The following is a 21,793-nucleotide window of genomic DNA, read 5'->3' on the forward strand; positions in this document are numbered from 1 at the left end:
ATACTTGCGTCGCAAGGTACCGTGTCTGGCATGGCGGACGTCTCCCAGCTCTCGACCGGCCTGCGCCGCGGCACGCTGGAGTTCTGCGTGCTCGCGCTCGTCGAGCACGAGGACCGCTACGGCACCGAGATCGTCCGCTGCTTCGGCGACGAACGCCTCGCCGCCAGCGAAGGCACCATCTACCCGCTGCTGTCGCGGCTGCGGCGCGTCGGCTGGCTCGACAGCAAATGGTCCGAGTCGCCGACCGGCCCGCCGCGGCGCTACTACTCGCTCACCGCCGAGGGTCGCTCGGCTCTGCAACACTTCCGCGCGGAGTGGGTGGACTTCCGCCGGACCGTGGACCGACTCGTGGGGACTGATCACGCATGACGACGACCAACACCACCTCAGACGACGCCGTCCGCGAATACCTGCGCGCCGTCGACCTGCGCCTCGGCGGCCTGCCCCTGCTGCAGCGCCGCGAACTCGTCACCGACCTCGAGACCCACATCGCCGCCGTGCGCGCCGACCGCGGCGCCCACAGCGAGGGCGAGGTCCTCGAGATCCTCGAACGCCTCGGCAGCCCCGACGTGGTCGCCGCCGCCGCGTACGCCGAGGCCGGCCCGTCCGGCGCCTTCCCGCTGCCGCCACCGGCCCCCGGCGCCCGCCCGTACGCGGCGGACACCTACGCCGCCGAGCCGTACGCCCCGGCGCCCAGCCGCGCCTGGGTGCCCGTCGCCATCGGCCTGGCCATCGTCACCGGCCTGCTGTTCATCGCCGGCGTCGTCGCGCTCATGTTCGTCGCCCGCGGCGACGCCGCCTCCAGCGTCGGCCCGGTGCCCGCCCCCGCCGAGCCGTACCTGCCGGCGCCGCCGGCCGAGCCGGCCCTGCCGGACGGGCTCGTGCGCCCGGGTCAGTAACGCTCGACCAGGTGCTCGCGGCCCGGCGGCGGGTCGTACGGCTCCGGCCAGAACTCGGTCACGTGCGTGACGGACCCGCCGGCGCCGAAGCGGAAGAACGTCACGGCCGGCATCGTCTCGCCGCCGACCGTGAACGTCGCCCAGGACGCCCCGCCCGCGGCGTCCTCGTGCACCCGGTCGACGGTCAGGTGCCAGTCGCCCGGGTACTCCCGGTTGAAGCGGACATAGGCGTCGCGGCCGGTGACGCGCTCGCGCGTCTGCGGCAGCTCGTAGACGACGTCCTCGGCGAGCAGCGCCGCCAGGTCGTCCCACGCGCGGCCCTCGACGGCGGCCCAGTACCGCCCGATTACACCCATGCCGTGACCCTAGGTCACCGGCAGATGTCCACTTTGTGCACCCGGGGCCGCAAGTGCCTCCGCCTTCTCGCTAGCGTCCCCGTCGACGCTGGTCCTCGCGCACCGCACCTGATCCGGAGGGACATCGATGAGGCGGATCGCCGTAGCCGTAGCCGTAGTCGTGGTCGCGCTGCTCGCCGGTTGCTCCTCCGGTGAGCCGGACACGGCCGCGCAGGAGCGGGTGCTCGACCAGTACCTGACCGCGGTGCAGGCCGGCGACCGCGGCCGGCTGGCCGAGCTGGCCGGTCCGCACGTGGACGCGGCCGCCGCCATCGACGAGAAGATCAGGTCGGTGGGCGGCCGCCCCTGGAGCGGCGTGCGGGTCAGCTGGGATCGGGGCGAGTTCGCCGGACTGGCCGCCGCCACCATCGAGGCCAGCGACCCGGCGGGCCGGCCGGTCCGCGACAGCGTCACGCTGACCCGCGCCGGCGACGGCTGGCGGGTCGCGCTCGGCGAGGCCCCCGACGCGGAGCCCCCCGCCGCCACCGCCCGGCCCTGAACGCGCCCATGGGCGCTGGTCAGGCGAGGACGTCGTCGGCGTCGACGATCGTGTACGCGTAGCCCTGCTCGGCGAGGAAGCGCTGCCGGTGGGCGGCGTACTCGGTGTCGATCGTGTCGCGGGAGACGACCGTGTAGAAGTGGGCCTGGCGGCCGTCGGACTTCGGGCGCAGCACCCGGCCGAGGCGCTGGGCCTCCTCCTGGCGGGAGCCGAAGGTGCCCGACACCTGGATCGCCACGGCCGCCTCGGGCAGGTCGATGGAGAAGTTGCCGACCTTCGACAGCACCAGTGTCTTCAGCTCGCCGGAGCGGAACTGGTCGAACAGCTTCTCGCGCTGCTTGTTGGTGGTGGAGCCCTCGATGATCGGGGCGTCCAGGTACTCGCCGAGCTGGTGCAGCTGCTCGATGTACGAGGCGATGACCAGCACCTGCTCGCCGGCGTGCCGGTCGACGAGGGCCTTCACCACGGGCAGCTTCGTGCGGGCCGTGGACGCCACCCGGTAGCGGTCCTCGCTCTCGCTGACCGCGTACGCCATGCGCTCGTCGTCGGTGAGGGTGACGCGGACCTCGGTGCACTCGGCGGGGGCGATCCAGCCCTGGGCCTCGATGTCCTTCCACGGCGCGTCGTAGCGCTTGGGGCCGATCAGCGAGAACACGTCGCCCTCGCGGCCGTCCTCGCGGACCAGGGTGGCGGTGAGGCCGAGGCGGCGGCGGGCCTGCAGGTCGGCGGTGAACCGGAAGATCGGCGCGGGCAGCAGGTGGACCTCGTCGTAGATGACCAGGCCCCAGTCGCGGGCGCCGAACAGGTCGAGGTGGGTGAACGCGCCGCCGCGGCGGGCGGTGAGCACCTGGTACGTGGCGATGGTGACCGGGCGGATCTCCTTGCGCTCGCCCGAGTACTCGCCGACCTCGTCCTCGGTGAGCGACGTGCGGGCGACCAGCTCGCGCTTCCACTGCCGGCCGGCGACCGTGTTCGTCACCAGGATCAGGGTGGTGGCCTTCGCGGTGGCCATGGCGGCCGCGCCGACCAGCGTCTTGCCGGCGCCGCAGGGCAGCACGACGACGCCGGAGCCGCCGGCCCAGAACCCGTCCACGGCCTCCTGCTGGTAGGAGCGCAGGTGCCAGCCGTCCTGGGCCAGCTCGATCTCGTGGGCCTCGCCGTCGACGTAGCCGGCCAGGTCCTCGGCGGGCCAGCCCAGCTTCAGCAGGGCCTGCTTGAGCCGGCCGCGCTCGGACGGGTGCACGACGATCGTGTCGTCGTCGAGCTTGCCGCCCAGCATGCCCGCGAGCTTCTTGCTCTTGGCGACCTCGATGAGCACCATCCGGTCGAGGCCGCGCAGCACCAGGCCGTGCTGCGGGTGGTTGACCAGCTGGAGGCGGCCGTAGCGGTCCATGGTGTCGGCGACGTCGACGAGCAGCGCGTGCGGCACCGGGTAGCGGGAGAACCGGATCAGGGCGTCCACCACGCTCTCCGCGTCGTGGCCGGCGGCGCGGGCGTTCCACAGGCCCAGCGGCGTGAGCCGGTAGGTGTGGACGTGTTCGGGGGAGCGTTCCAGCTCCGCGAACGGGGCGATGGCCATGCGGCAGGCCTGCGCGTCGGCGTGGTCGACCTCCAGGAGAAGGGTCTTGTCCGACTGCACGATCAACGGTCCGTCACTCACCCGGCATGCCCCTCACCTCACGAAGCCGACCCTCCAGTCTGCCACGCTCACTCCTCCAGCACGGCGGCCGTGATGCGGTGCAGGGCGAACGTGTGCAGCGTCTCCGTCCGGTCGTCCTCGGCGCGCAGGTAACCGGCGCCCAGCGAGACGGGCCGGACCAGCCGGGACAGGGTGGCGCCGTGCGCGTCGACGTACCCGACCCAGACCTGCGCCTTGTCGCGGACCGCCTGCTGGAGCACGGCCAGCGCCTGGCTGTGGGCCTGCACGGAGGTGAGGCCGGCGACGGCGCCGCCGCTCGCGGCGCGCACCGTCGTGGGCGCGCGGCGCGCGGTGCGCGCCGCCGCGTCGCCCTTGCGGATCTGCTCCACCACCCCGGCCAGCCGCGGCCCGGACAGCCCGGTGGGGGTGAGCGGGTCGGCGAGCCGGGCCAGCGCCGGCATCCGGGCCGGTGCGCGCCGGGCCTTCGGCCGGCTCAGCACCACGGCCCCGCCGGCGTCCTCGGGCACCGGCGCGTACCCGGCGTCGCGCAGCGCCTCCAGCAGCCGCTGCGACGGGTACGCGGTGCAGAGCACCGTCGGGGCGAGCCGCCGCAGGCCGAGCGGGCCCAGCCGGGCGTCCGCGAACACCTGCGCCACCAGGGCCTCGTCGTCGCTGCGCAGGTACGACCCGGCGCCGCCCACCCGCAGCCCGCCGTGCCGCCGGGCGACGTCGTCGATCAGGTACGTCAGCGCCTGCGGCACCGGCGTGCGGGACCGGCGCTTGAACAGGGTGTGCAGGTCACCGGCCGAGTACCCGGCGTCCAGAGCGCGCCGCACGCCGGCCGCCGTCACCCGGAACACGCTGGCGCCGCCCGCCGACTCCTGCTCGGCGACCGCCGCCAGCTCGTTCGCCAGCTCCGGCTCGGGCGGGCCCGGCACCACGACGGACAGGTCCGCCTGCACCAGCACGTGGTCGACGGGCGCGGGCAGCAGCCGGTCCAGGGCCGCCACCGCCGGCGACGGCCCGCCGGGCGACCGGTTGCCGTCGGGCCCGATGCCCAGCGGGTCGCGGTCGCCGTCCGGGTCCGCCTCGGCCACCAGCACCCGGCCGTACGAGGTCAGCGCGCCCAGCGCCGTCACCCCCAGCACCGCCGCCTCGGTGACCGTGTCCCGGTACGCCGCCTCGCGCCCGCGCGCCCGCCGCGGCGCCCGCCACGTCAGCAGCGCCAGCAGCCCGCCGGTGTCGGGGGCGGCGCCCTTCGGCAGGCCGCCGAGCGCGCCCAGCAGCTCCCGCCGGCTCTGCGGCGCGGCCGCCCGCTCCAGCTCCGGCGCGAGGGCGTTGAACGGCCGGTCGCGCTCGTCGCGCTGCCCCACCAGGCCCGGCTGCCGGGTCATCGCCAGCCACGCCTGCGCCAGCAGCTCCCAGCGCCGCGCGGTGCCCGCCGCCCGCCACAGGTCGAACCCGGTCGTCGGCAGGAACACCTGCTCCGCCGCCCCGAGCGCCCGGCTCGCCTGCACCCCGCGCGCCGTCGGCTGCGCGTCCGTCTCGCCGAGCAGCCCGCACGCCGCCGCCACCTCCAGCAGCAGCGCCGCCGGCCCGTCGTCCAGCCCCACGGCCCGCGCCAGCCGGCGCAGGTCCCGCACGCCGAGCCCGCCGGACCGCAGCACCGTCGCCGGCTCCGCCGTCAGCGCGTCCAGCAGCGCCTCCGTGTGCCGTACCGCCTCCATCGCCTGCCCGGCCCCGGCGTTGTCCACCGCCTTCTGCGTCCGCGTCGCCGTCTCCGGCGCCGGCGGGTCCGGGTGCAGCTCGCCCAGCGGCCCCGAGTCCCGCCGCAACAGCAGCCCCACCTCGCGGGGCAGCTCGATCAGGTCGCCGTCCGGGTGCGGGGCGCGGCTGCCCTCGGCCACCCGCACCAGCAGCGCGTTGTCGACCAGCCACTGCACCGGCTCCGCCATCGCCGCGCTGGTCTGCGCCCCCAGCGGCGGCCCCGCCGCCAGCCGGTCCAGCACCGCCCGCGCCGGCGCCGCCGCCGCCAGCACCGTCCGCCGCAACTTCGCCGGGTCCGCGGCCAGGGCCGCCGCCCGCGCGTCCAGCTGCTCCGCGGGCCGGCCCAGCCCCGCCGGGTACGGCGACGTCACCTCACCGACCGCCCCGGCCACGTGCAGGTCGCCACCCGCCCCATACACCAGGAACCGGGCCTTGAGCCGGTCCAGCGCGGCCCGGGCGGCGGCGGTGTCCCCGGCCAGCGCGAGCGCCGCCGCCTCCGACGCCCGCTCGCCGTCCCAGCTCAACCGCACCGCGTCAAGAATCTCCAGCGTGAACTGGTCGAGCGAGTCCAGGCAGCGCGCCACCGACCCGCGGGACTGCGCCCGGGCGGCCAGCGCCCCCAGATCCGACGGCACCGGCACGACAAGATCGGGACGCAGGCGCAGCAGGGCGCCGAGCGCCTCGTCGGGAAGCGCCCGCAGCTGATCGGCAAGGTTGGTGGCCATCGCCGTTCCACGCTAGCGGGCGATCGGCCGGATCGGCGTCCGGGCGGCTCGGCAGCCCTTCGGGGCTTTCCCCTCGCACCGCGCGCCCGAGGGCGTTTGGGGCCTCGCGCGGAGTCTCCTGCGGGCTTCGGGTGGCGGTGCCCACGCTCCGTGCGGTCGGTCCGCGGGCGGGCGGATGGTCATGGGACGATGGGCTGTGTTTGGCCGGCTTCGTGGGAGGAAGTAACAGAGTCATGGCGCGTTCCGAGCAGCGAGTCGTCCCCGGCACGTCCGTGCGCGAAGGCGGACCCACCGGCCCGTCGGAGCCCGACCTCGCCCCGGCGGACAGCCAGGGCCGCGGGGTCACCGTGAAGGCCGGCCACCTGCCCGTGTCCGAGATCGCCTCCGACCGCCCCGGCGGCCCCTCCCCGTTCGGCGACGACATCGAGTTCCCGCTGCCCGTCGACGAGCTGCGCTACACGCACTCGACCACCCCGCGGTGAGCCGCCCGGCCGCCGTCGGGTTCGACCTGGACATGACGCTGGTCGACTCGCGGCCGGGGATCCACGCCGCCTTCCGTGAGCTGACCGCCCGCACCGGCGTCCACGTCGACGCCGACGCCGCCGTCAACCGCCTCGGCCCGCCGCTGCGCACGGAGCTGGCCTACTGGTTCCCGCCGGAGCAGATCGAGGACATGGTCGTCGCGTACCGGTCGCTGTACCCCGACTTCGCCATCACCCCGTCGCGGCCGCTGCCCGGCGCCGTCGAGGCCATCGCCCACGTCCGCTCGCTGGGCCTGCGCGTGGTCGTCGTCAGCTCCAAGATCGAACGGCTCGTCCGGCTCCACCTCGACCACCTCGGCATGGCCGTCGACGAGGTCGCCGGCGACCTGTTCGCCGCCGGCAAGTCCGCCGCCCTCACCGCCTTCGGCGTCGGCGTGTACGTCGGCGACCACGTCGCCGACATGGTGGCCGCCCAGGGCGCCGGAGTGCCCGGCATCGGCGTCACCACGGGCCCCTGCTCCGCCGCCGAACTCACCGACGCGGGCGCCTCCGCCGTGGTCCAGAACCTCACCGAGCTGCCCGGCGTCCTGGGTGGGATTGCGGTTGGGGAAGCCCCACGGCGATGACTAGCCTGGAGGGCAGTGCGGTCACGGTGACCGCGGGTGACAGAGTTGAGGTCAGCGGTGCCCACGGGTCGAGTGAAGTGGTACGACGCGACGAAGGGATACGGGTTCGTCACCAGCGACGAGGGTGGTGACGTGTTCCTGCCGAAGGGCGCACTGCCCTCCGGGGTCGCGGAGCTGAAGGCCGGTCAGAAGATCGAGTTCGGCGTCGTCGACAGTCGCAAGGGCGCCCAGGCGCTCGGCGTCACCCTGCTGGAGGCCCCGCCGTCCGTCGCCGAACTCCGCCGCCGCCCCGCCGAGGAACTGCACGGCATGGTCGAGGACATGATCAAGGTCCTCGAGGCCAAGATCCAGCCGGACCTGCGGCGCGGCCGCTTCCCGGACAAGCGCACGGCGCAGAAGATCGCCCAGCTCGTGCACGCGGTGGCCAACGAACTCGAGGTCTGACCGGCCAGGTCGTCCCGGACGCGGATCGGCTCTCCTTGAGGGGAGCCGGTCCGCGTCTGTCGTGCCGTGCTGCGCTGCGGCCCGGAGCGAGCCGTCGTGCCGCGCCGGCCGCGCCGGCCTCGCCCGCCTCCGCGCGAGCCTGCCGCCCCCGTCGATCGGCAGGTCCGCCGAGGTCACACCGTCGGTGTCAGGCCCGCGGCGGCCGCCCGGCCGAGCAGCGTCTCGACCGCCTTGTGGCCCTCCGGCCCGAGGTCGGCCGTGAACTCGTTCACGTACAGGTCGATGTGCCGCCGCACGACGTCCGGCTCCATCTCCTGCGCGTGCGCCAGCACGTACTCCCGGCTCGCGGCCGGATCGGCCCACGCCCGCCGGACCGACTCGCGGATCCAGCCCGCCGCCTCCGCCGGGTCGACCGCGCCCCTGCGCGCCAGGATCGCGCCCAGCGGGATCGGCAGCCCCGTATCGCCCTCCCACCACTCGCCGAGGTCGGCGAGCGCGGTCAGCCCGTACCGCTGGTAGGTGAACCGGGCCTCGTGGATGACGAGCCCGGCGTCGTACTCACCCGCCGCGACCCCCGGCATGATGCGGTGGAACGGCACGACCTCGATGCGCGCCGGCGGCCGGTCCGCCGACCACAGCCGGAACAGCAGGTACGCCGTGGTGCGGTCGCCCGGCACCGCGACCGTGCGGCCGGTCAGGTCGCCGTCGAGCGAGTCGCGGGTGAGCACGAGCGGGCCGCAGCCGCGGCCGAGCGCGCCGCCGCACGGCAGCAGTTCGTAGCGGTCGAGCAGCCACGGCAGCGCCGCATAACTGACCTTGACCAGGTCGAACTCGCCACGCTCGGCGGCCGTGTTGGTGACGTCGACGTCCGCGAACGTGACGTCGAACTCGGGCGCGCCGGGCACCAGGCCGTGCACCAGCGCGTGGAAGACGAACGTGTCGTTGGGACACGGCGAGAATGCGATCGAGAGCGCCACGCGGTCAACCGTAGTCCGCCCGCCCGACGCCCAGAAAGTTATCCACAGGGCTGTCCACAGGGCTGTCGCGGGGGCCGGCCGGCTCGCCAGGATCGACGCCATGACCGAGACGACATTCCCGGGTACGTCCGCCGCGGCGCCCTGCGAGCCGCGGGGTGGGCCGGTCCGGCTGCGCGAGCTGCTGGTGATGGTGCGGCGGCGGCTGGGCGGGTCCGAGCTGCTGGGTGGCGGTCCGCCGGGTGCCGGGCTGGGTGATGGGGCGCGGGCGGCGGCCGGTGCGGGGGGCGGCCGGCGTCATGCGCTGCGGGGTCCGGCCGGTCGGCGGGGGCGGCGCCTCGCGCGGCGTGCGAGGCGGGCGGCCACAGGTGTCGCCGTCGACAGGGGCTCGGACACGGTCGCGGCCACGGGTGTCGCCGTCGACAGGCGTTCGGACGCGGTCGCGGCCACGGGTGTCGCCGTCAACACGCGATCGGATGCAGTCCCGGCGCAGTTTCCGCCGTCGACGCGCGCGCGGACCCGGTCGCGGGTGCCGTCGCCGTGCGGTCCGCGATGCCCGAGCGTCGTGCGCACGTGAGGGGTGGGTCGGTGCCGTGACTGTGCCCGCAGGGGCGGCGCGACTACACACGCCGGCGGTCAGAAGGCTCTGGCGGCTTCCGTCAGGGCCGCGAAGGCCTCGGCCATGCGCCACGCCGCCCGGTCGCGGGGGCCGATCGGGTTGGACACCGTGCGGACCTCGGCGAACGGGATCCCCGCTGTCGCTGCCGCGCACGCCACCCCGTACCCCTCCATGGCCTCGGCCACGGCGGCCGGGTGGCGGGCGGCGAGCCCGGTGGCGGTCGCGGCCGTTCCCGTGACGGTGGCCAGGGTGAGGATGTCGCCGACGACGGCCTGGGGGAGCGCGGCGGTCAGGGCGGCGAGCAGCTCCGGGTCGGCGGCGACGGTGGAGGTGCCGAAGCCGAGGTCGTCGACGGGCAGGAAGCCGTCGGGGGTCTCGGCGCCGAGGTCGGCGGCGATGCTGCGGGCGGCGAGGACGGTGGCGCCGACGGGGGCGCGGCCGGGGAAGCCGCCGGCGATGCCGGCGCTGACGACGGCCCGGTACGGGTGGCCGGCGGCCTCGGCGAGGGCGAGGAGGCGGGCGGTGCCGGCGGCGGCCGCGGCGGGGCCGACGCCGACGGGCGCGACGTCGGCGCGGGACGGGTCGGCGCCGGCGCGGACGGCGGTGGCTTCCGCGGCGACGGCGGTGACGACGAGGAGGCGGCTCACGGGGTGGGGCGGCCCTGGCTGGGGTCGGTGGCGGAGGTGGGGCGGTAGATGTGGAAGCCGGGCGGGGCGAGGGTGTCGTCGTCGGTGCGGCGGCCGGTCGCGGGCGAGACGGGGGCCGACGACGGGGTGACGCGGACGGTGGGCGGCTCGTCGAGGTCAGGAAGGGTGGGTGGGTCCTCGGCCGGGGTGGGAGCGGGGGGTGGCGTGGGATCGGGGGTGTCGGAGCGGCCGTGGAGGCGTTCGCGGCGCAGGGTGGTGGCGGCGTGCAGGCCGCGGGCGGCCGCCGCCGCGGCGAAGACCGCCAGCACCCAGACGCCGAGGTGGCCGTCGAGCGGGATGAGGCCGATGGCGCCGCCGGCGACCCAGGCGAGCATGAGGACGGTCTCGGAGTGGGCGAAGGCGCTGGCGCGCAGGCGCTCCGGCACGCGCTCCTGGATGGACGCGTCGATGGCGAGCTTGGCGATGCCGCTGACCACGGCCGTCACGAGGCAGAGCAGGGCGACGGTGAGCAGCGAGTAGAAGACGGCGGTGGCGACGGCCACGAGCGCGACGACGAGCAGGCCGCTGCCCTGCACGGCGGCGGGGCGGTGAATGCGCAGGCGGGTGCCGATGGCGGTGGCGAGGAAGGTGCCGACGACGAGCGCGCCGCCGACGAGGGCCACGGCGCCCTGGCTGCCGGCGTCCCAGCCGAGAACCGTGGTGCTGAGGGTGCCGGCCTTGATGGCGAAGGCGAGGAAGAGCAGGAGGAAGCCGTACATGGCGCGCAGGCCGGCGCTGCCGATGAGGGTGGCGACGACGAGGCGGCCGGTGATCGGGCGGTCCTCGGGCGGGCGGCGCAGGCGCAGCATCGCGCGGAAGGGGGTGGGGACGGTCTCCGGCGGGTCCGAGTCGGCGCGGGGCGGCAGGCGCAGCGAGATGACCATGCCGATGAGGAAGATGACGGCGGCGACGCGCAGCGACCACTGCGGCCCGAACCAGAACGCGGCCAGGCCGACCGGGGCGACGACGGCGCCGGCGAAGGTGCCGTACACGCTGGCGCGGGCGCCCGCCTGGGACAGGCCGATGCCCTCGGGCAGCAGGCGGGGGACGGCGGCGGAGCGGGCGACGCCGTACGCACGCGACAGCGCCAGGACGCCGAACGCGGCCGGGTAGAGCGCCCAGCCGCCCAGGTTGTCGGCGATGAGGTAGGCCAGGAAGGCGCGGCCGAGCATGGTGGTGGCCAGGGCGTAGCGGCGGCCGTGGCGGAAGTGGTCGAGCAGCGGGCCGACGATGGGCGCCAGCAGCGCGAACGGCACCATCGTGACGAGCAGGTAGAGGGCGACGTTGCTGCGGGCCTCGCCCGGCGTGGCGGCGAAGAAGATGGTGCCGGACAGGCCGATGGCGATGAGGGTGTCGCCCGCGCAGGAGGCGGCGTGCAGGTCGAACAGGCGCACCATGCCGGTCTCGCCGGCGGCGCCGCGGGTGCGGGCGTCGCCGACCTGGCGGGTGACCCAGCGGCTGCCGCGCCACGAGCCGCGCGCCAGCGCCCGCACCGAGCGCACCCCGGTGCCGACGACACGTCCGAGCGTGGGCAGCAGCGGCATGCCCCCATCCTGACGGATCGGCGCTCGCGGTGGCAGCCCGCCCGCCGCGGCGGGTCGAAAGGGTAGGTGCTGAGGTCGCGACACGGGATGCGGGAGGTGGTTCGTGGGTCCACATGGGCGTGGTGGGCGGTGCGGAGAGGCGGTTTGTGGACCTCGGCGTCGCGGGACGGGGCGCATGGGGGAGAATGGGACGGTGACGAGGACGACCACCCGTGCCGCCAAGATCGATCAGGTGTGTGCCGACGCGATCGGTGTCGCGCGCGGCGCCATCACGGAGGTGGACGCGGCCGACATCGGCGAGCACCTCGAGGTCGTGCCCGAGGGCGACCGGGTCGTCACGCACTTCTTCGAGAGCCTGCTGGCGGGGTACCGCGGCTGGCGCTGGGCGGTCACCGTCACCCGGGTGCCGCGGTCGCGGCACGTCACCGTGTGCGAGACCGTCCTGCTGCCCGGGCCCGACGCGCTGCTGGCGCCCGGGTGGCTGCCGTGGTCGGAGCGGCTGCAGGCCGGCGACCTCGGTGTCGGCGACCTGCTGGCCACCTCGCCCGACGACGAGCGGCTCGCGCCGGGGTACGTGCTCAGCGACGACCCCGCCGTCGAGGAGACGTCGTGGGAGCTCGGGCTGGGCCGGCCGCGGGTGATGTCCCGCGAGGGCCGGGCCGACACCGCGCAGCGCTGGTACGACGGCGACCACGGTCCCGAGGCGCCCATCTCGACGGCGGCCCCGCGCAACGCCCGCTGCGGCGGCTGCGGGTTCTACCTGCCGCTGGCCGGGCAGCTGCGCCAGATGTTCGGGGTGTGCGGCAACTTCTACGCCCCCGACGACGGGCGCGCCGTCAGCGCCGACCACGGGTGCGGCGCGCACTCGGAGGCCCTGGTCGGGGTGGCCGAGCCGCCCGTCGACGAGCTGCCCACCGTGTACGACGACTCGGAGGTCGAGGAGGTCGCGGTCAGCCGCGCCCCCGGCAGCGTCGAGACCACGGAGCCGGGCGAGGAGTACGGCCACAGCTAGGCCCGGCAACCTTCTCGTCGCCCAGTGTTCGACCGCTGGGCCTTGGGCGTGCCCATCGTGGTGCCTAGGCTTCCCGGTCTGCCGCGACACCCGCCGACGAGGAGCCCGCCACCGCCATGCGCCCGGACACCCTCGACCGGGCGGTAATCACCGGGCCGGTAACGGTTCGGGATGGTGGGCCGCGGCGGTTCCCTGTGGGCCCGGTGCTGGTGTGGGCGCTGCCGGTGCTGACCGCGGCGGGGCTGGGCGCGTGGCGGCTGACCGGGGCCGCGTTGTGGGCCGACGAGCTGGCGACCTGGGGTGTGGTTCGGCTGTCGTGGGCGCAGCTGTGGCGGCTGTCCGGCTCGGTCGACGCGGTGCTGACGCCGTACTACGCCGCCATGAAGGTGTGGACCGCGCTGGCCGGCACCGGCACCGCCGCCCTGAGGCTGCCGTCGCTGCTGGCCGTCGTCGCCACGACGGCGGTAGTGGTGGCGCTCGGCCGCCGCGTCGGCGGGCCGGCGACCGGGTTGGTGGCGGGATTGATCTTCGCGGTCATCCCGGCGACCGCGCGATACGCGCAGGAGGCCCGGCCGTACGCCCCGGCGATGCTGGGCGCCGCACTGGCGGTGCTGTGCCTGCTGCGCCTGGTCGAGCGGCCCGGAGTGGGACGGGCGGCGGGGTATGCGGGGGCGCTGGCGTTCGCGGGTGGGTGCCACCCGCTCGGCGGCCTGCTGGTGGTCGGGGGCCATGGGGTCGCGATGGCGGTGGGGCCGATGGCACTCCAATTCAGGAGTGGACATGGCCGACCTGGCGGTAACGCGCAAGCAGTAAGCCCGGGGCAGGAGAACGGGGCGGGGAACCGGGCCGCGAGCGGGCCCGGGAATGGGGCTGAGAGGGGGCCGGGCAGCGGGCCGGGGAACGGGTTAGGGAACGGGCCGGGAAACGGACCAGGCGACTGGCCGGGAGACAGGCCGGGAGACGACCCGGGAGACGGGCCGGGCGACTGGGCGGGAGACGAGCCGGGAGACGGGCCGGGAGACGGGCCGGGCGACTGGCCGGAAGACGGGTCGGGACACGGGCTGGGGGACGGGCCGGGAGACGGGCCGGAGGCCCGGCCGAGGCCGGCCCGGCCGCACGATGACCGCCCGAGCCGGTGGCCTAGAGGGTGGGCGGCATCCCGGCTGTGGGCCCTCGCCGCAGTCGTCGGCAGCATGCCCGCGGTCCTGCTCGCCCTGCGCGGCGCGCACCAGACCGCCCAGGTCGCCTGGATCCCCCTCGCCAACCTGGACACCCTCCAGGGCCTGCCGCAGAACGTGTTCGGCTCCGCGGCCATAGGCGGCATCGTGCTGGCCCTGGCGGCAACAGGCGTGCGCCGCACCTCACCGGCCATCTGCCTGGCCGCCGCCGGCTTCGTCCCGCCGACCCTGCTGCTGGCCGCAGGCACGGTCGTCCCGGTGTGGGTGGGCCGGTACGTGCTGGTGGCGGTGCCGGCGCTGGCCGTGCTCGCCGCGGCGGGAGCGACAAGGGCCGGAGCGACAAGGGCCCGAGCAACAAGGGCCCGGGCGGGTGGTGTGGTCCTCCTGGCCGTGCTGCTGTCCTGGCCGGTGCAGGTGGAGCTGCGCGGGCCGGCCGGGCATGCGCAGGATTCGGCGCGGATCGCCGAGGTGATCGGGGCGCGGCGGGCGCCGGGTGACGTGGTGGTCTTTCCCGACACCCATCGCAGCATCCCGTGGGCGGCGCGCGACATCTACGAGCGGTACCTGCCGACGCCGCGGCCGCCGGACGTGCTGGCGGTCGTCCCGCAGCGGGTGGACGGGCGGTTGCTCGCGCGGGAGTGTCCGGGGGCGGTCTGCCTGGGGGCGCCGGCGCGGGTGTGGGTGGTGCGCGCCGACGACGCCGCCGACCCGTTGCGGGACATGGGGGCGGCCAAGCGGGCCAGGATCGGCGGGGCGTACCGGCCGGTGCAGCGGTGGTCCTTTCCGCTGCTGAGCATCACGCTGATGGAGCGCGCAGGCGGGTGACGCCGGGTGGCGGCGAAAAGGGTCAGCCCTCGCGGCGACGGCGGCGGTTGCGGTCGTGGACGATCATCGTCGCCAGGCCGGGGAAGCCGAGCAGGAAGCCGGCGAGGCAGATCCACAGCCAGTTCTCGTGGCCGTTGGCGGCGAGCGTGTCGCGGTTGAGCAGCAGCACCAGGCCGGCGATCGCGAAGCCGAGCATGCCGCCGAGCGCGAAGGGAACCATCGGCGGGTCGATCGGGCGCGGCCGCCGGTCGGGCTGTTCGCCGGCGCGCAACACCTCCCCGCTCAGGGCGGGTTCCTCGGGCTCGGGCACCTCGACAGCGTACGACCCGCGATCATCCCGGCGGTGGCCGCACGGTTGTTACACAGGACATCTTCCGCCGGAAACCCCTGCTCTGACACCATGCCCGCAGCTACGACTGATCGAGGTGTGTGCACATGACCGCAGCCCCCGCCGCCACGGAGGCCCGGAATTCGTTCGACCGGTACTTCGAGATCTCCGCCCGCGGGTCCACGGTCGGCCGGGAGGTCCGGGGTGGCCTGGCGACGTTCTTCACGATGGCGTACATCGTCGTGCTGAACCCGCTGATCCTGGCCGGCGGCGCGGACGCCGACGGGGCGAAGCTGCCCGTCGCCGCGCTCGCCGCCGCGACCGCCCTGGTGGCCGGCGTGATGACGATCCTGATGGGGGTCGTCGGCCGGTTCCCGCTGGCGCTCGCCGCCGGTCTCGGGGTGAACGCCCTCATCGCGTACGAGATCGCGCCGCAGATGACGTGGGCCGACGCGATGGGCCTCGTCGTCATCGAGGGTGTGATCATCGCGATCCTGGTGCTCACCGGGCTGCGCACGGCCGTGTTCCGGGCGGTGCCGACGCAGCTGAAGACGGCGATCGGGGTGGGCATCGGCCTGTTCCTGGCGCTGATCGGCTTCGTCGACGCGGGCTTCGTGCGCGGCGGCACGGCCAGCCCGCCCGTCGGGCTGGGCATCGGCGGGGTGCTGGTCAGCTGGCCGGCGCTGGTGTTCGTGCTCGGCCTGCTGCTGACGATCGTGCTGGTGGTGCGCCGGGTCAAGGGCGCCATCCTGATCGGCATCGTGGCGTCCACGGTGCTGGCCATCATCGTCGAGGCCATCGCGAACGTCGGCCCGGCCGGCGGCGGCCCGACCGCCGACCCGAAGGGCTGGGCGCTGAACGTGCCGACGCTGCCCGACACGATCGTCGGCACGCCCGACCTGTCGCTGCTGGGCAACTTCGACCTGCTCGGGTCGTGGCAGCGGGCGGGCGTCCTGGTCGCCGGCATGTTCGTGTTCACGCTGCTGCTGACCGACTTCTTCGACACGATGGGCACGATGGTCGCGGTCGGCCAGGAGGGCGGGCTGCTCGACGAGTCGGGCACGCCGCCGCGGACGCGGGAGATCCTGCTCGTCGACTCGGTCGCCGCGGCCGCCGGTGGTGCGGCCAGCGTGTCCAGCAACACCTCGTACATCGAGAGCGCGGCCGGGGTGGCCGAGGGAGCGCGCACCGGCGTCGCGAACCTCGTCACCGGGGTGCTGTTCCTGCTGGCGATGTTCCTGTCGCCGCTGGTCACGATCGTGCCGTTCGAGGCGGCGTCCGTCGCGCTGGTGGTCGTCGGCTTCCTGATGCTGACGGCGGTGCGCACGATCGACTGGAACGACTACGAGATCGCCGTCCCGGCGTTCCTGACGATCGTGCTGATGCCGTTCACGTACTCGATCTCGAACGGCATCGGCGCCGGCGTCATCACGTACGTGCTCATCAAGCTGGTCAAGGGCAAGGCCCGCGAGGTGCACCCGCTGCTGTACGCGGTGGCGGTCCTGTTCCTGATCTACTTCCTGCGCGGCCCCATCGAGGCCGTGCTGTTCTAGGCGCGAACGCGGGTGGCGGCGCGGCTCAGGCCGCCACCCGCGGTTCGTCCTGGCCCACCGCGGCCGTGGCGGCCGCCGCGCCGGCCGCGGCCGCCGCGGGAGCCGCCGCCGCGACCACGGTCAGCCGCACCCGCGGGCGCACGGCGAGCCGCAGCCGCGAGCCGGTGCGGCGCAGCTGCCAGACCAGCGCGGTGCCCGAGGCCGCCAGGCAGATCAGCCCGGCCGCCCAGATGCTCGACGGCACCCCGTGGTGCTCGCCCCACCAGCCGGCCAGCGTCGCCCCGATCGGCGTGGTGCCGAGGAAGACCAGCACGTACAGGGCCATCACCCGGCCCCGGAACGCGGCGTCGACGCCCATCTGCACCCGGTGGTTGGCCGCCTGGGCGAGGTAGATCGAGAAGAATCCGGTGGGGACGAGCAGCAGCATGGCCGCCCAGAACGTGGGCGCGAAGCCCACCGCCACCTCGAAGACGCTGAACACGACGGCCGCGCCCAGCACCACGTACGCCGACGGCCGCTTGCGCCGCCCGCTGCCGGCCAGCGCCCCGCCGAGCGCGCCCGCCGCGAGCGCCGTGGTGAGCAGGCCGAACGACGACGGCCCCGCCCCGAACTCGATCTTCGCCAGCGCGGCCAGGGTGACCGGGAAGTTGAAACCGATCATGCCGACGACGGCCATCAGGGCGATGGGCAGCAGCAGGTCGTTGCGCGCCCACACGTACCGCAGGCCGTCGCTGACCCGGGTGTCGGCGGCGTTGCGGGCGCCCCGGTCCTCGCGGTACAGCTCGGCGGCGCGCATCCGCCAGTAGCTGACCACCGGCGCCACGCTGAGCGCGGTCGCGATGAGGAACACCGGGCCCATGTCCAGGGTGGCCATCGCCACGCCGGCCAGGGCGGGCCCGCCGATGCGGGCGGTGTTGAACGTGGCGGCGGACAGCGCGAGCGCGTTCGGCAGCAGCGGCAGCTCCACCAGCTCCGACACGAACGCCTGGCGCACGGGCGTCTCGATGGCGCTGGCGATGCCGAGCAGCCCGGCGAACAGGAACACGTGCCACAGCTCCACCACGCCCGCGGCGACCAGCCCGGCGAACACGACGGCGGTGACGGCGAACGCCGCGTTCGAGATGATCAGCAGCAGCCGCTTGTCGTACCGGTCGGCGAGCTTGCCGCCCCACAGCGTCAGCAGCAGCACCGGCAGGAACTGCAGCGCGGTGACGATGCCGAGCGCGGCGGGCGAGTTGCCGGACAGCTCCAGGACCAGCCAGTCCTGCGCGGTGAACATCATCCACACGCCGAGCAGCTTCACGAGCTGGCCGACGGCGAAGCGCCGGTAGTTGGGGACCGTCAGGGACCGGAACGTCGTGCTCAGCCTCGCCCGCACTCGGGTTGCGCCTCCGATTCGGTGGTACGCGTCATCGTCGCGTGACGACGCGGACCCCGGGCGGGGCGGCGCTTCAGGACCGGGCGAGCTGCTGGAGGATCTCCGCGGCCTGCCGCAGGGTCTCCCGTTCGGCGGGCGTCAACGCGGCCAGCCGCTGGGCCATCCACTCGTCGCGCACCCGTTCGAACTGGGCGTAGACCTCCCGGCCCTGCTCGGTGGCCGCCAGGATCACCTGGCGCCGGTCCGTGGGGTGCGGGGTGCGCGCCACCAGGCCGCGCTCCTCGAGCTTCCCGACGATCTTCGTCATCGTCGGGGGCTGCACCCGTTCGGTGTCGGCGAGCTCCCGGGGGGTCAGCGCGCCGGCCAGCTGGAGGCTGGTCAGGGCGGAGAGCTGACTGAAGGTGAGATCACCGACCGGGCGGGCCTGCCGGACCCGCCGGTTGAACCGGAGGATGGCGTCGCGCAGCACGTGGGCCAACTGCGCCTCGGTTGCCGACTCCATCACCGTCCGCTCCGTCACGGTCCTTAGCCTAACTAATGAGCTTGGCTAACGACATTCGAATCCCGTATGACCACGGTCACCGCTACCGTGCCGCATCCGTGCGGCGCACTCAAGGACCGCCGGATCGGACGGGATCGCGCGCCTCTTCGGGCAGGCGTTGAACCCCCGCCATCCGCCGCTCGCGGGCACTGTCGGCACACCGACCGGTTGGGGGTCGTCCGAACGGGCCGAATAGGTGGCGGTCGCTGCCATGGACGGCCTAGCGTCGGGTGATGGCCCTTTCGCACGTGGTGGTGCTGACGGTGACGCTCTTCGCGTTGCTCTGCCTGCCGTGCGTCGTGGCCGTCATCCTCTGCGCGGACGAGCTGCTCGAGCGGGCCGCCCGCCGCTGGCACGGGCGACGGGCGCGGCGCGCGCTACGGCGGCTGGACCGGCACCTCGACAACGACCGCCCGGTGCCGCTGCCCCGCTTCGAGGAGCCGGCGCCGCCCGTGGTGCCCGGACCCGCCGCCGAGACCCCGTCCGGTGACGAGCCGACGGTGGAGATCACCGGCGTGGTGGTGCCCGGCATCACCGGGACGCCGCCGCAGCCGCGCACGCCCGGCGACACCCAGGACTGGTCGGCGGCGGCGCGCACCCCGTCCATCGAGCAGATCGCCGCGGACCTGCGGCGGCTGCACCGGCAGCGGTCGGCGGGCCCGACCACCGAGTCGACGGCGTGGCTGCTGGCGGTGCGCCGCGCGTACGACGACCGGCTGTGCCTGGCCTGCTCGTGCCTCGGGGTGCCGGAGCACCTGAACGAGCTGGACGGGCTGGACCGCGAGATCGAACGGGTGCGGGTCGAGGGTGAGCTGGAGGCCGCCGGCCTGGTGCTGCGCACCGCCACCGACCGGCAGGCCCCGTAGCGTCAGCCCTCGCGGGTGTAGGCGAGCACGGCCAGCGGGCAGAACACGGCGACCAGCCCGGCGGACCACAGCAGCGTGGCGGTGACCGGCGCGGCCGCGGGCGCGCCGGCGAGCAGGGCCCGGCAGGCGTCCATCGCGTGGGTCACCGGGTTGACGCCGGCCCAGGCGCCGAGCCAGCCGGGCAGGGTGGCGACGGGCGCGGCCAGGCTGGTGCCGAGCTGCAGCGGCAGCAGGGCGATGAAGCTGAACGCCAGGACCGCGCTCTCGTTGCGGGCCAGGGCGCCGATCCAGACCGCCACCCAGCTCAGCGCGAAGCCGAAGGTGACGGCGAGCCCGGCGGCCGCGAGCGCCGCGACGGGCCCGCCCTGGGGGCGGAACCCGAGCAGGGACGCCACGGCGAACAGGGCGGCGACGGCGACCAGGTAGCGGGCGACGTCGGCGAGCACCGAGCCGAGCAGCGGCGCGACCCGGGCGATCGGCATGCTGCGCAGCCGGTCGGTGACGCCGTTCCGCAGGTCGGCGGCCAGGCCGGCGCCGGTGGACAGCAGCCCGGCCAGGCCGGCGCCCATGACGAGGATGCCGGGGAACAGGTACTGCAGGTAGTCGCCGGTGGAGCCGCTGACGGCGCCGCCGAACAGGTACAGGAACAGCACCAGGAACAGCGTCGGCGTGACGATGGCGTTGACGGCGGGGCCGGGGTTGCGGGCGGACTTGGCCAGGCTGCGGCCCGCGAGCACCCAGCCGTGCCGGGCCAGGGTGGTCATGCGGCCTCCTTCGTGGAGCCGACGAGGGCGTGGAAGACCTCGTCGAGGCTGGGCAGGCGCAGGGCGAACTCGGCGACGGTGATGTCGCGGTCGCGCAGGGCCCGGGCGGCGTCGAGCAGGACGGCGTCGCCGTCGACGGGGACGACGAGCTCGCCGCCGGCGCGGTCGGCGGGGCGCCCGGCGACGCGGGCCAGCAGGTCGGCGACCGCGGGCGCGTCGGACGGGTCGGCGGGGCGTACCGCGAGGGTCTGGCCGCCGACGACGCGCTTGAGGGCGGCGGGGGTGTCGCAGGCGACGACCCGGCCCCGGTCGACGACCGCGACGGTGTCGGCGAGCGCGTCGGCCTCCTCCAGGTACTGGGTGGTGAGCAGGACGGTCACGCCGTCGTCGCGCAGCCGGCGGACGGTGCGCCACAGCTCGTCGCGGCGGCCGGGGTCGAGCCCGGCGGACGGCTCGTCGAGGAACAGCACGCGGGGGCGGCCGACGAGGCTGGCGGCGAGGTCGAGGCGCCGGCGCATGCCGCCCGAGTAGGTGGCGACCCGGCGGCCGGCGGCCTCGGTGAGGTCGAAGCGGTCGAGCAGCTCGCGGGCGCGGGCGACGGCGTCGGCGCGGCGCAGGTCGAGCAGCCGTCCGACGAGGACGAGGTTGGCCAGGCCGGTCAGCTCGTCGTCGACGGTGGCGTGCTGGCCGGCCAGGGCGATGAGGCGGCGGACGCGGGCGGCGTCGCGCACGACGTCGTGGCCGCCGACCGCCGCGCGCCCGGCGTCGGGGCGCAGCAGGGTGGCGAGGACGCGCACGGCGGTGGTCTTGCCGGCGCCGTTCGGGCCGAGGACGCCGAGGACCGTCCCGGCCGGGGCGGCGAGGTCGACGCCGTCGAGGGCGGTGGTCCGCCCGAACCGTTTGACGAGGCCGAAAGCCTCAAAACCGAACTCAGATGATGTCACCATTCGGATGTTGTCAGTATCGCGCCCGCGTGGCAAGCCAGTATTGTGAGCGCGTGGCAAGACTGAACCGGGCCGAACAGCAGGCCCTCACCCGGGCGCGCGTCCTCGCCGCCGCGCAGGACGAGTTCACCGAGCTCGGCTTCCGCGACGCCAAGGTCGACCGCATCGCCGAGCGCGCCGACCTCACCCGCGGCGCGGTCTACTCCAACTTCCCGAGCAAGCTCGGGCTGTTCCTGGCCGTGCTCGTCGACCGGCCCGGCGAGCCGCCGCAGGGCCCGCCGGGCGAGACGCCCGCCGCGGCGCTCGGCGCGTTCGCCCGGGCCTGGATCGGCCGGCTGCCGCTGTCGCAGGAGTCCCGCACCCCCGCCGGGCTGCGCGGACTCGTCCTCGCCGAGGCGCTCGCCGACGACCGGCTGCGGCAGGCGTTCGCCCAGGCCATGCAGCTCGACGCGGTGCTGCTCGGGCTCGCCCTGGAGGAGGTCGGGCTCAGCGCCACCCGGCAGGTCCGGGCCGCCGAGCAGGCGCTCACCGTGCTGCACGGCGCCGGCCAGCTCGCCGCCGCCGCGCCCGGCTTCGCCGACCCGTGGGACATGGTGGGCGTGTGCCGGGCGCTCGCCGCCCACCCCGGCGACACCTGGGACCCGCCGCACCTGCCGTTCGTGCCGCCCGCCACCGCCGCCGACGCGCCGTGGGAGCCGCCCGCCGCCCACGACGCCGTCACCGGCGAGCCGTCCGACCTGGGCCGCGACGGCGTCGTCGCCGTCCTCGGCGCGCACCGGCTCGGCGCCGCCGAGGAGGCCGTGCGCGCCGCCCGCCCCGGCGACGCCGTCACCGTCGCCGTCGTCTCCGGCGACCCCGGGGAACTGGGCCGGCTGGTCCGGTTCGCCGTGGACGACCTGATGGCCTGCGTGCGGGCCGCGTTCCCGCGCCGGGCCTGGCCCCGGCTCGCGGTCGTGCTCGACGACGCCGGGGCCGTGGCCGCCGCGGCGGGCGTCCCGGCCGGCGACGGCACCCAGACCGCGGTGCGGGTCGCGGGCGGCCGGGTCGTCGCCCGCGCCGACGGCTACGGCGCCGCGCACGCCGCCGCGTCCGCGTAGGGTCCGCT

Annotated in this window: 22 protein-coding genes; 11 read left to right on the top strand and 11 right to left on the bottom strand. The window is 75.4% G+C overall.

The features are described 5' to 3' along the window. Window positions 1-30: 30 nt before the first annotated feature. Window positions 31-369 (top strand): PadR family transcriptional regulator, encoded by a 339-nt coding sequence (locus Sya03_RS15670; protein ID WP_203939040.1) that lies wholly within the window; start codon window positions 31-33, stop codon window positions 367-369. After that, complete coding sequence (locus Sya03_RS15675; RefSeq protein ID WP_203939041.1) at window positions 366-899, top strand: HAAS signaling domain-containing protein; 534 nt, start codon at window positions 366-368, stop codon at window positions 897-899. Before Sya03_RS15670 ends, Sya03_RS15675 begins: the two co-directional genes overlap by 4 nt. Here Sya03_RS15675 and Sya03_RS15680 read toward each other — a convergent pair. Then, window positions 893-1,255: a nuclear transport factor 2 family protein gene (locus Sya03_RS15680; protein ID WP_203939042.1), complete on the bottom strand. Its 363-nt coding sequence runs from the start codon at window positions 1,253-1,255 to the stop codon at window positions 893-895. The two genes, Sya03_RS15675 and Sya03_RS15680, sit on opposite strands and share 7 nt — an antisense overlap. Window positions 1,256-1,382: 127 nt before the next feature. On the opposite strand from Sya03_RS15680, the gene Sya03_RS15685 reads away from it, so the two are divergent. Next, window positions 1,383-1,793, top strand: coding sequence for a hypothetical protein (locus Sya03_RS15685; protein WP_203939043.1), 411 nt, complete (start codon window positions 1,383-1,385; stop codon window positions 1,791-1,793). Window positions 1,794-1,812: 19 nt separating this feature from the next. Here the strand turns inward: Sya03_RS15685 and Sya03_RS15690 are convergent, their stop codons facing one another. Continuing rightward, window positions 1,813-3,453 (bottom strand): DNA repair helicase XPB, encoded by a 1,641-nt coding sequence (locus Sya03_RS15690; RefSeq protein WP_203939044.1) that lies wholly within the window; start codon window positions 3,451-3,453, stop codon window positions 1,813-1,815. 47 nt (window positions 3,454-3,500) lie between these two features. Next, window positions 3,501-5,924, bottom strand: coding sequence for a helicase-associated domain-containing protein (locus tag Sya03_RS15695; RefSeq protein WP_203939045.1), 2,424 nt, complete (start codon window positions 5,922-5,924; stop codon window positions 3,501-3,503). Between the two features lie 233 nt (window positions 5,925-6,157). Here Sya03_RS15695 and Sya03_RS15700 point away from each other — a divergent pair, with 233 nt between their 5' ends. Genes Sya03_RS15700 through Sya03_RS15710 form a run of 3 tightly spaced genes read left to right on the top strand, consistent with a single transcriptional unit; the run spans window position 6,158 to window position 7,476 of the window. Beyond that, window positions 6,158-6,406 carry a hypothetical protein gene (locus Sya03_RS15700; RefSeq protein ID WP_203939046.1) on the top strand — a complete coding sequence of 83 codons (249 nt, stop codon included), beginning with the start codon at window positions 6,158-6,160 and terminating at the stop codon, window positions 6,404-6,406. Beyond that, entirely contained in the window at window positions 6,403-7,032 is a 630-nt protein-coding gene (locus Sya03_RS15705) for an HAD family hydrolase (RefSeq protein ID WP_275411453.1), read from the top strand. Before Sya03_RS15700 ends, Sya03_RS15705 begins: the two co-directional genes overlap by 4 nt. A gap of 57 nt (window positions 7,033-7,089) precedes the next feature. Further along, window positions 7,090-7,476 (top strand): cold-shock protein, encoded by a 387-nt coding sequence (locus Sya03_RS15710; protein ID WP_203939047.1) that lies wholly within the window; start codon window positions 7,090-7,092, stop codon window positions 7,474-7,476. Window positions 7,477-7,649: 173 nt separating this feature from the next. Here the strand turns inward: Sya03_RS15710 and Sya03_RS15715 are convergent, their stop codons facing one another. From Sya03_RS15715 to Sya03_RS15725, 3 genes are all read right to left on the bottom strand, one after another. Continuing rightward, window positions 7,650-8,453: a 1,4-dihydroxy-6-naphtoate synthase gene (locus tag Sya03_RS15715; protein WP_203939048.1), complete on the bottom strand. Its 804-nt coding sequence runs from the start codon at window positions 8,451-8,453 to the stop codon at window positions 7,650-7,652. Window positions 8,454-9,086: 633 nt separating this feature from the next. Next, entirely contained in the window at window positions 9,087-9,716 is a 630-nt protein-coding gene (locus Sya03_RS15720; protein WP_203939049.1) for a futalosine hydrolase, read from the bottom strand. Beyond that, on the bottom strand, window positions 9,713-11,299 hold the full coding sequence (locus Sya03_RS15725) for an MFS transporter (protein WP_203939050.1): 1,587 nt from the start codon (window positions 11,297-11,299) through the stop codon (window positions 9,713-9,715). The genes Sya03_RS15720 and Sya03_RS15725 overlap by 4 nt, the downstream gene beginning before the upstream one ends. Before the next feature lie 175 nt (window positions 11,300-11,474). On the opposite strand from Sya03_RS15725, the gene Sya03_RS15730 reads away from it, so the two are divergent. Next, window positions 11,475-12,311, top strand: coding sequence for a DUF3027 domain-containing protein (locus tag Sya03_RS15730; RefSeq protein ID WP_203939051.1), 837 nt, complete (start codon window positions 11,475-11,477; stop codon window positions 12,309-12,311). A gap of 380 nt (window positions 12,312-12,691) precedes the next feature. Then, window positions 12,692-14,314: a glycosyltransferase family 39 protein gene (locus Sya03_RS31985; protein ID WP_503167689.1), complete on the top strand. Its 1,623-nt coding sequence runs from the start codon at window positions 12,692-12,694 to the stop codon at window positions 14,312-14,314. A 22-nt stretch (window positions 14,315-14,336) separates the two neighbouring features. On the opposite strand, the gene Sya03_RS15740 is transcribed toward Sya03_RS31985, so the two are convergent. Continuing rightward, the gene (locus tag Sya03_RS15740) at window positions 14,337-14,534 is read right to left on the bottom strand and encodes a DUF2530 domain-containing protein (RefSeq protein ID WP_203939243.1); all 198 of its coding nucleotides are present in this window, start codon (window positions 14,532-14,534) and stop codon (window positions 14,337-14,339) included. Window positions 14,535-14,749: 215 nt separating this feature from the next. Between Sya03_RS15740 and Sya03_RS15745 the strand changes: the two genes are divergently transcribed. Beyond that, a complete protein-coding gene (locus Sya03_RS15745; RefSeq protein ID WP_203939053.1) occupies window positions 14,750-16,195 on the top strand; it encodes an NCS2 family permease in 1,446 nt (481 codons plus the stop codon). A 25-nt stretch (window positions 16,196-16,220) separates the two neighbouring features. Here Sya03_RS15745 and Sya03_RS15750 read toward each other — a convergent pair whose 3' ends face one another. Together Sya03_RS15750 and Sya03_RS15755 are read right to left on the bottom strand one after the other, a co-directional pair. Then, the gene (locus Sya03_RS15750; protein WP_203939054.1) at window positions 16,221-17,573 is read right to left on the bottom strand and encodes an MFS transporter; all 1,353 of its coding nucleotides are present in this window, start codon (window positions 17,571-17,573) and stop codon (window positions 16,221-16,223) included. A gap of 73 nt (window positions 17,574-17,646) precedes the next feature. Continuing rightward, window positions 17,647-18,093, bottom strand: coding sequence for a MarR family winged helix-turn-helix transcriptional regulator (locus tag Sya03_RS15755; RefSeq protein ID WP_203939055.1), 447 nt, complete (start codon window positions 18,091-18,093; stop codon window positions 17,647-17,649). Window positions 18,094-18,347: 254 nt separating this feature from the next. Between Sya03_RS15755 and Sya03_RS15760 the strand changes: the two genes are divergently transcribed. Next, window positions 18,348-18,980 (top strand): hypothetical protein, encoded by a 633-nt coding sequence (locus Sya03_RS15760; RefSeq protein ID WP_203939056.1) that lies wholly within the window; start codon window positions 18,348-18,350, stop codon window positions 18,978-18,980. 2 nt (window positions 18,981-18,982) lie between these two features. Here the strand turns inward: Sya03_RS15760 and Sya03_RS15765 are convergent, their stop codons facing one another. Next, entirely contained in the window at window positions 18,983-19,744 is a 762-nt protein-coding gene (locus Sya03_RS15765) for an ABC transporter permease (RefSeq protein ID WP_203939057.1), read from the bottom strand. After that, window positions 19,741-20,691: an ATP-binding cassette domain-containing protein gene (locus Sya03_RS15770; protein ID WP_203939058.1), complete on the bottom strand. Its 951-nt coding sequence runs from the start codon at window positions 20,689-20,691 to the stop codon at window positions 19,741-19,743. The genes Sya03_RS15765 and Sya03_RS15770 overlap by 4 nt, the downstream gene beginning before the upstream one ends. A gap of 50 nt (window positions 20,692-20,741) precedes the next feature. Between Sya03_RS15770 and Sya03_RS15775 the strand changes: the two genes are divergently transcribed. Beyond that, a complete protein-coding gene (locus Sya03_RS15775) occupies window positions 20,742-21,785 on the top strand; it encodes a TetR/AcrR family transcriptional regulator (protein WP_239107566.1) in 1,044 nt (347 codons plus the stop codon). Window positions 21,786-21,793 lie beyond the last annotated feature (8 nt).

Origin of the sequence: Spirilliplanes yamanashiensis, from assembly GCF_016863475.1 — a bacterium.
Lineage (GTDB): Bacteria > Actinomycetota > Actinomycetes > Mycobacteriales > Micromonosporaceae > Spirilliplanes > Spirilliplanes yamanashiensis.

What these genes read in the sequence shown, in the direction of transcription:
- Sya03_RS15670 (WP_203939040.1), top strand. Translation starts at nt 31, where the DNA reads ATGGCGGACGTCTCCCAGCTCTCGACCGGCCTGCGCCGCGGCACGCTG.
- Sya03_RS15675 (WP_203939041.1), top strand. Translation starts at nt 366, where the DNA reads ATGACGACGACCAACACCACCTCAGACGACGCCGTCCGCGAATACCTG.
- Sya03_RS15680 (WP_203939042.1), bottom strand. Translation starts at nt 1,255, where the DNA reads ATGGGTGTAATCGGGCGGTACTGGGCCGCCGTCGAGGGCCGCGCGTGG.
- Sya03_RS15685 (WP_203939043.1), top strand. Translation starts at nt 1,383, where the DNA reads ATGAGGCGGATCGCCGTAGCCGTAGCCGTAGTCGTGGTCGCGCTGCTC.
- Sya03_RS15695 (WP_203939045.1), bottom strand. Translation starts at nt 5,924, where the DNA reads ATGGCCACCAACCTTGCCGATCAGCTGCGGGCGCTTCCCGACGAGGCG.
- Sya03_RS15700 (WP_203939046.1), top strand. Translation starts at nt 6,158, where the DNA reads ATGGCGCGTTCCGAGCAGCGAGTCGTCCCCGGCACGTCCGTGCGCGAA.
- Sya03_RS15725 (WP_203939050.1), bottom strand. Translation starts at nt 11,299, where the DNA reads ATGCCGCTGCTGCCCACGCTCGGACGTGTCGTCGGCACCGGGGTGCGC.
- Sya03_RS15730 (WP_203939051.1), top strand. Translation starts at nt 11,475, where the DNA reads ATGGGGGAGAATGGGACGGTGACGAGGACGACCACCCGTGCCGCCAAG.
- Sya03_RS31985 (WP_503167689.1), top strand. Translation starts at nt 12,692, where the DNA reads ATGAAGGTGTGGACCGCGCTGGCCGGCACCGGCACCGCCGCCCTGAGG.
- Sya03_RS15740 (WP_203939243.1), bottom strand. Translation starts at nt 14,534, where the DNA reads ATGGTTCCCTTCGCGCTCGGCGGCATGCTCGGCTTCGCGATCGCCGGC.
- Sya03_RS15745 (WP_203939053.1), top strand. Translation starts at nt 14,750, where the DNA reads ATGACCGCAGCCCCCGCCGCCACGGAGGCCCGGAATTCGTTCGACCGG.
- Sya03_RS15760 (WP_203939056.1), top strand. Translation starts at nt 18,348, where the DNA reads ATGGCCCTTTCGCACGTGGTGGTGCTGACGGTGACGCTCTTCGCGTTG.
- Sya03_RS15765 (WP_203939057.1), bottom strand. Translation starts at nt 19,744, where the DNA reads ATGACCACCCTGGCCCGGCACGGCTGGGTGCTCGCGGGCCGCAGCCTG.
- Sya03_RS15770 (WP_203939058.1), bottom strand. Translation starts at nt 20,691, where the DNA reads ATGGTGACATCATCTGAGTTCGGTTTTGAGGCTTTCGGCCTCGTCAAA.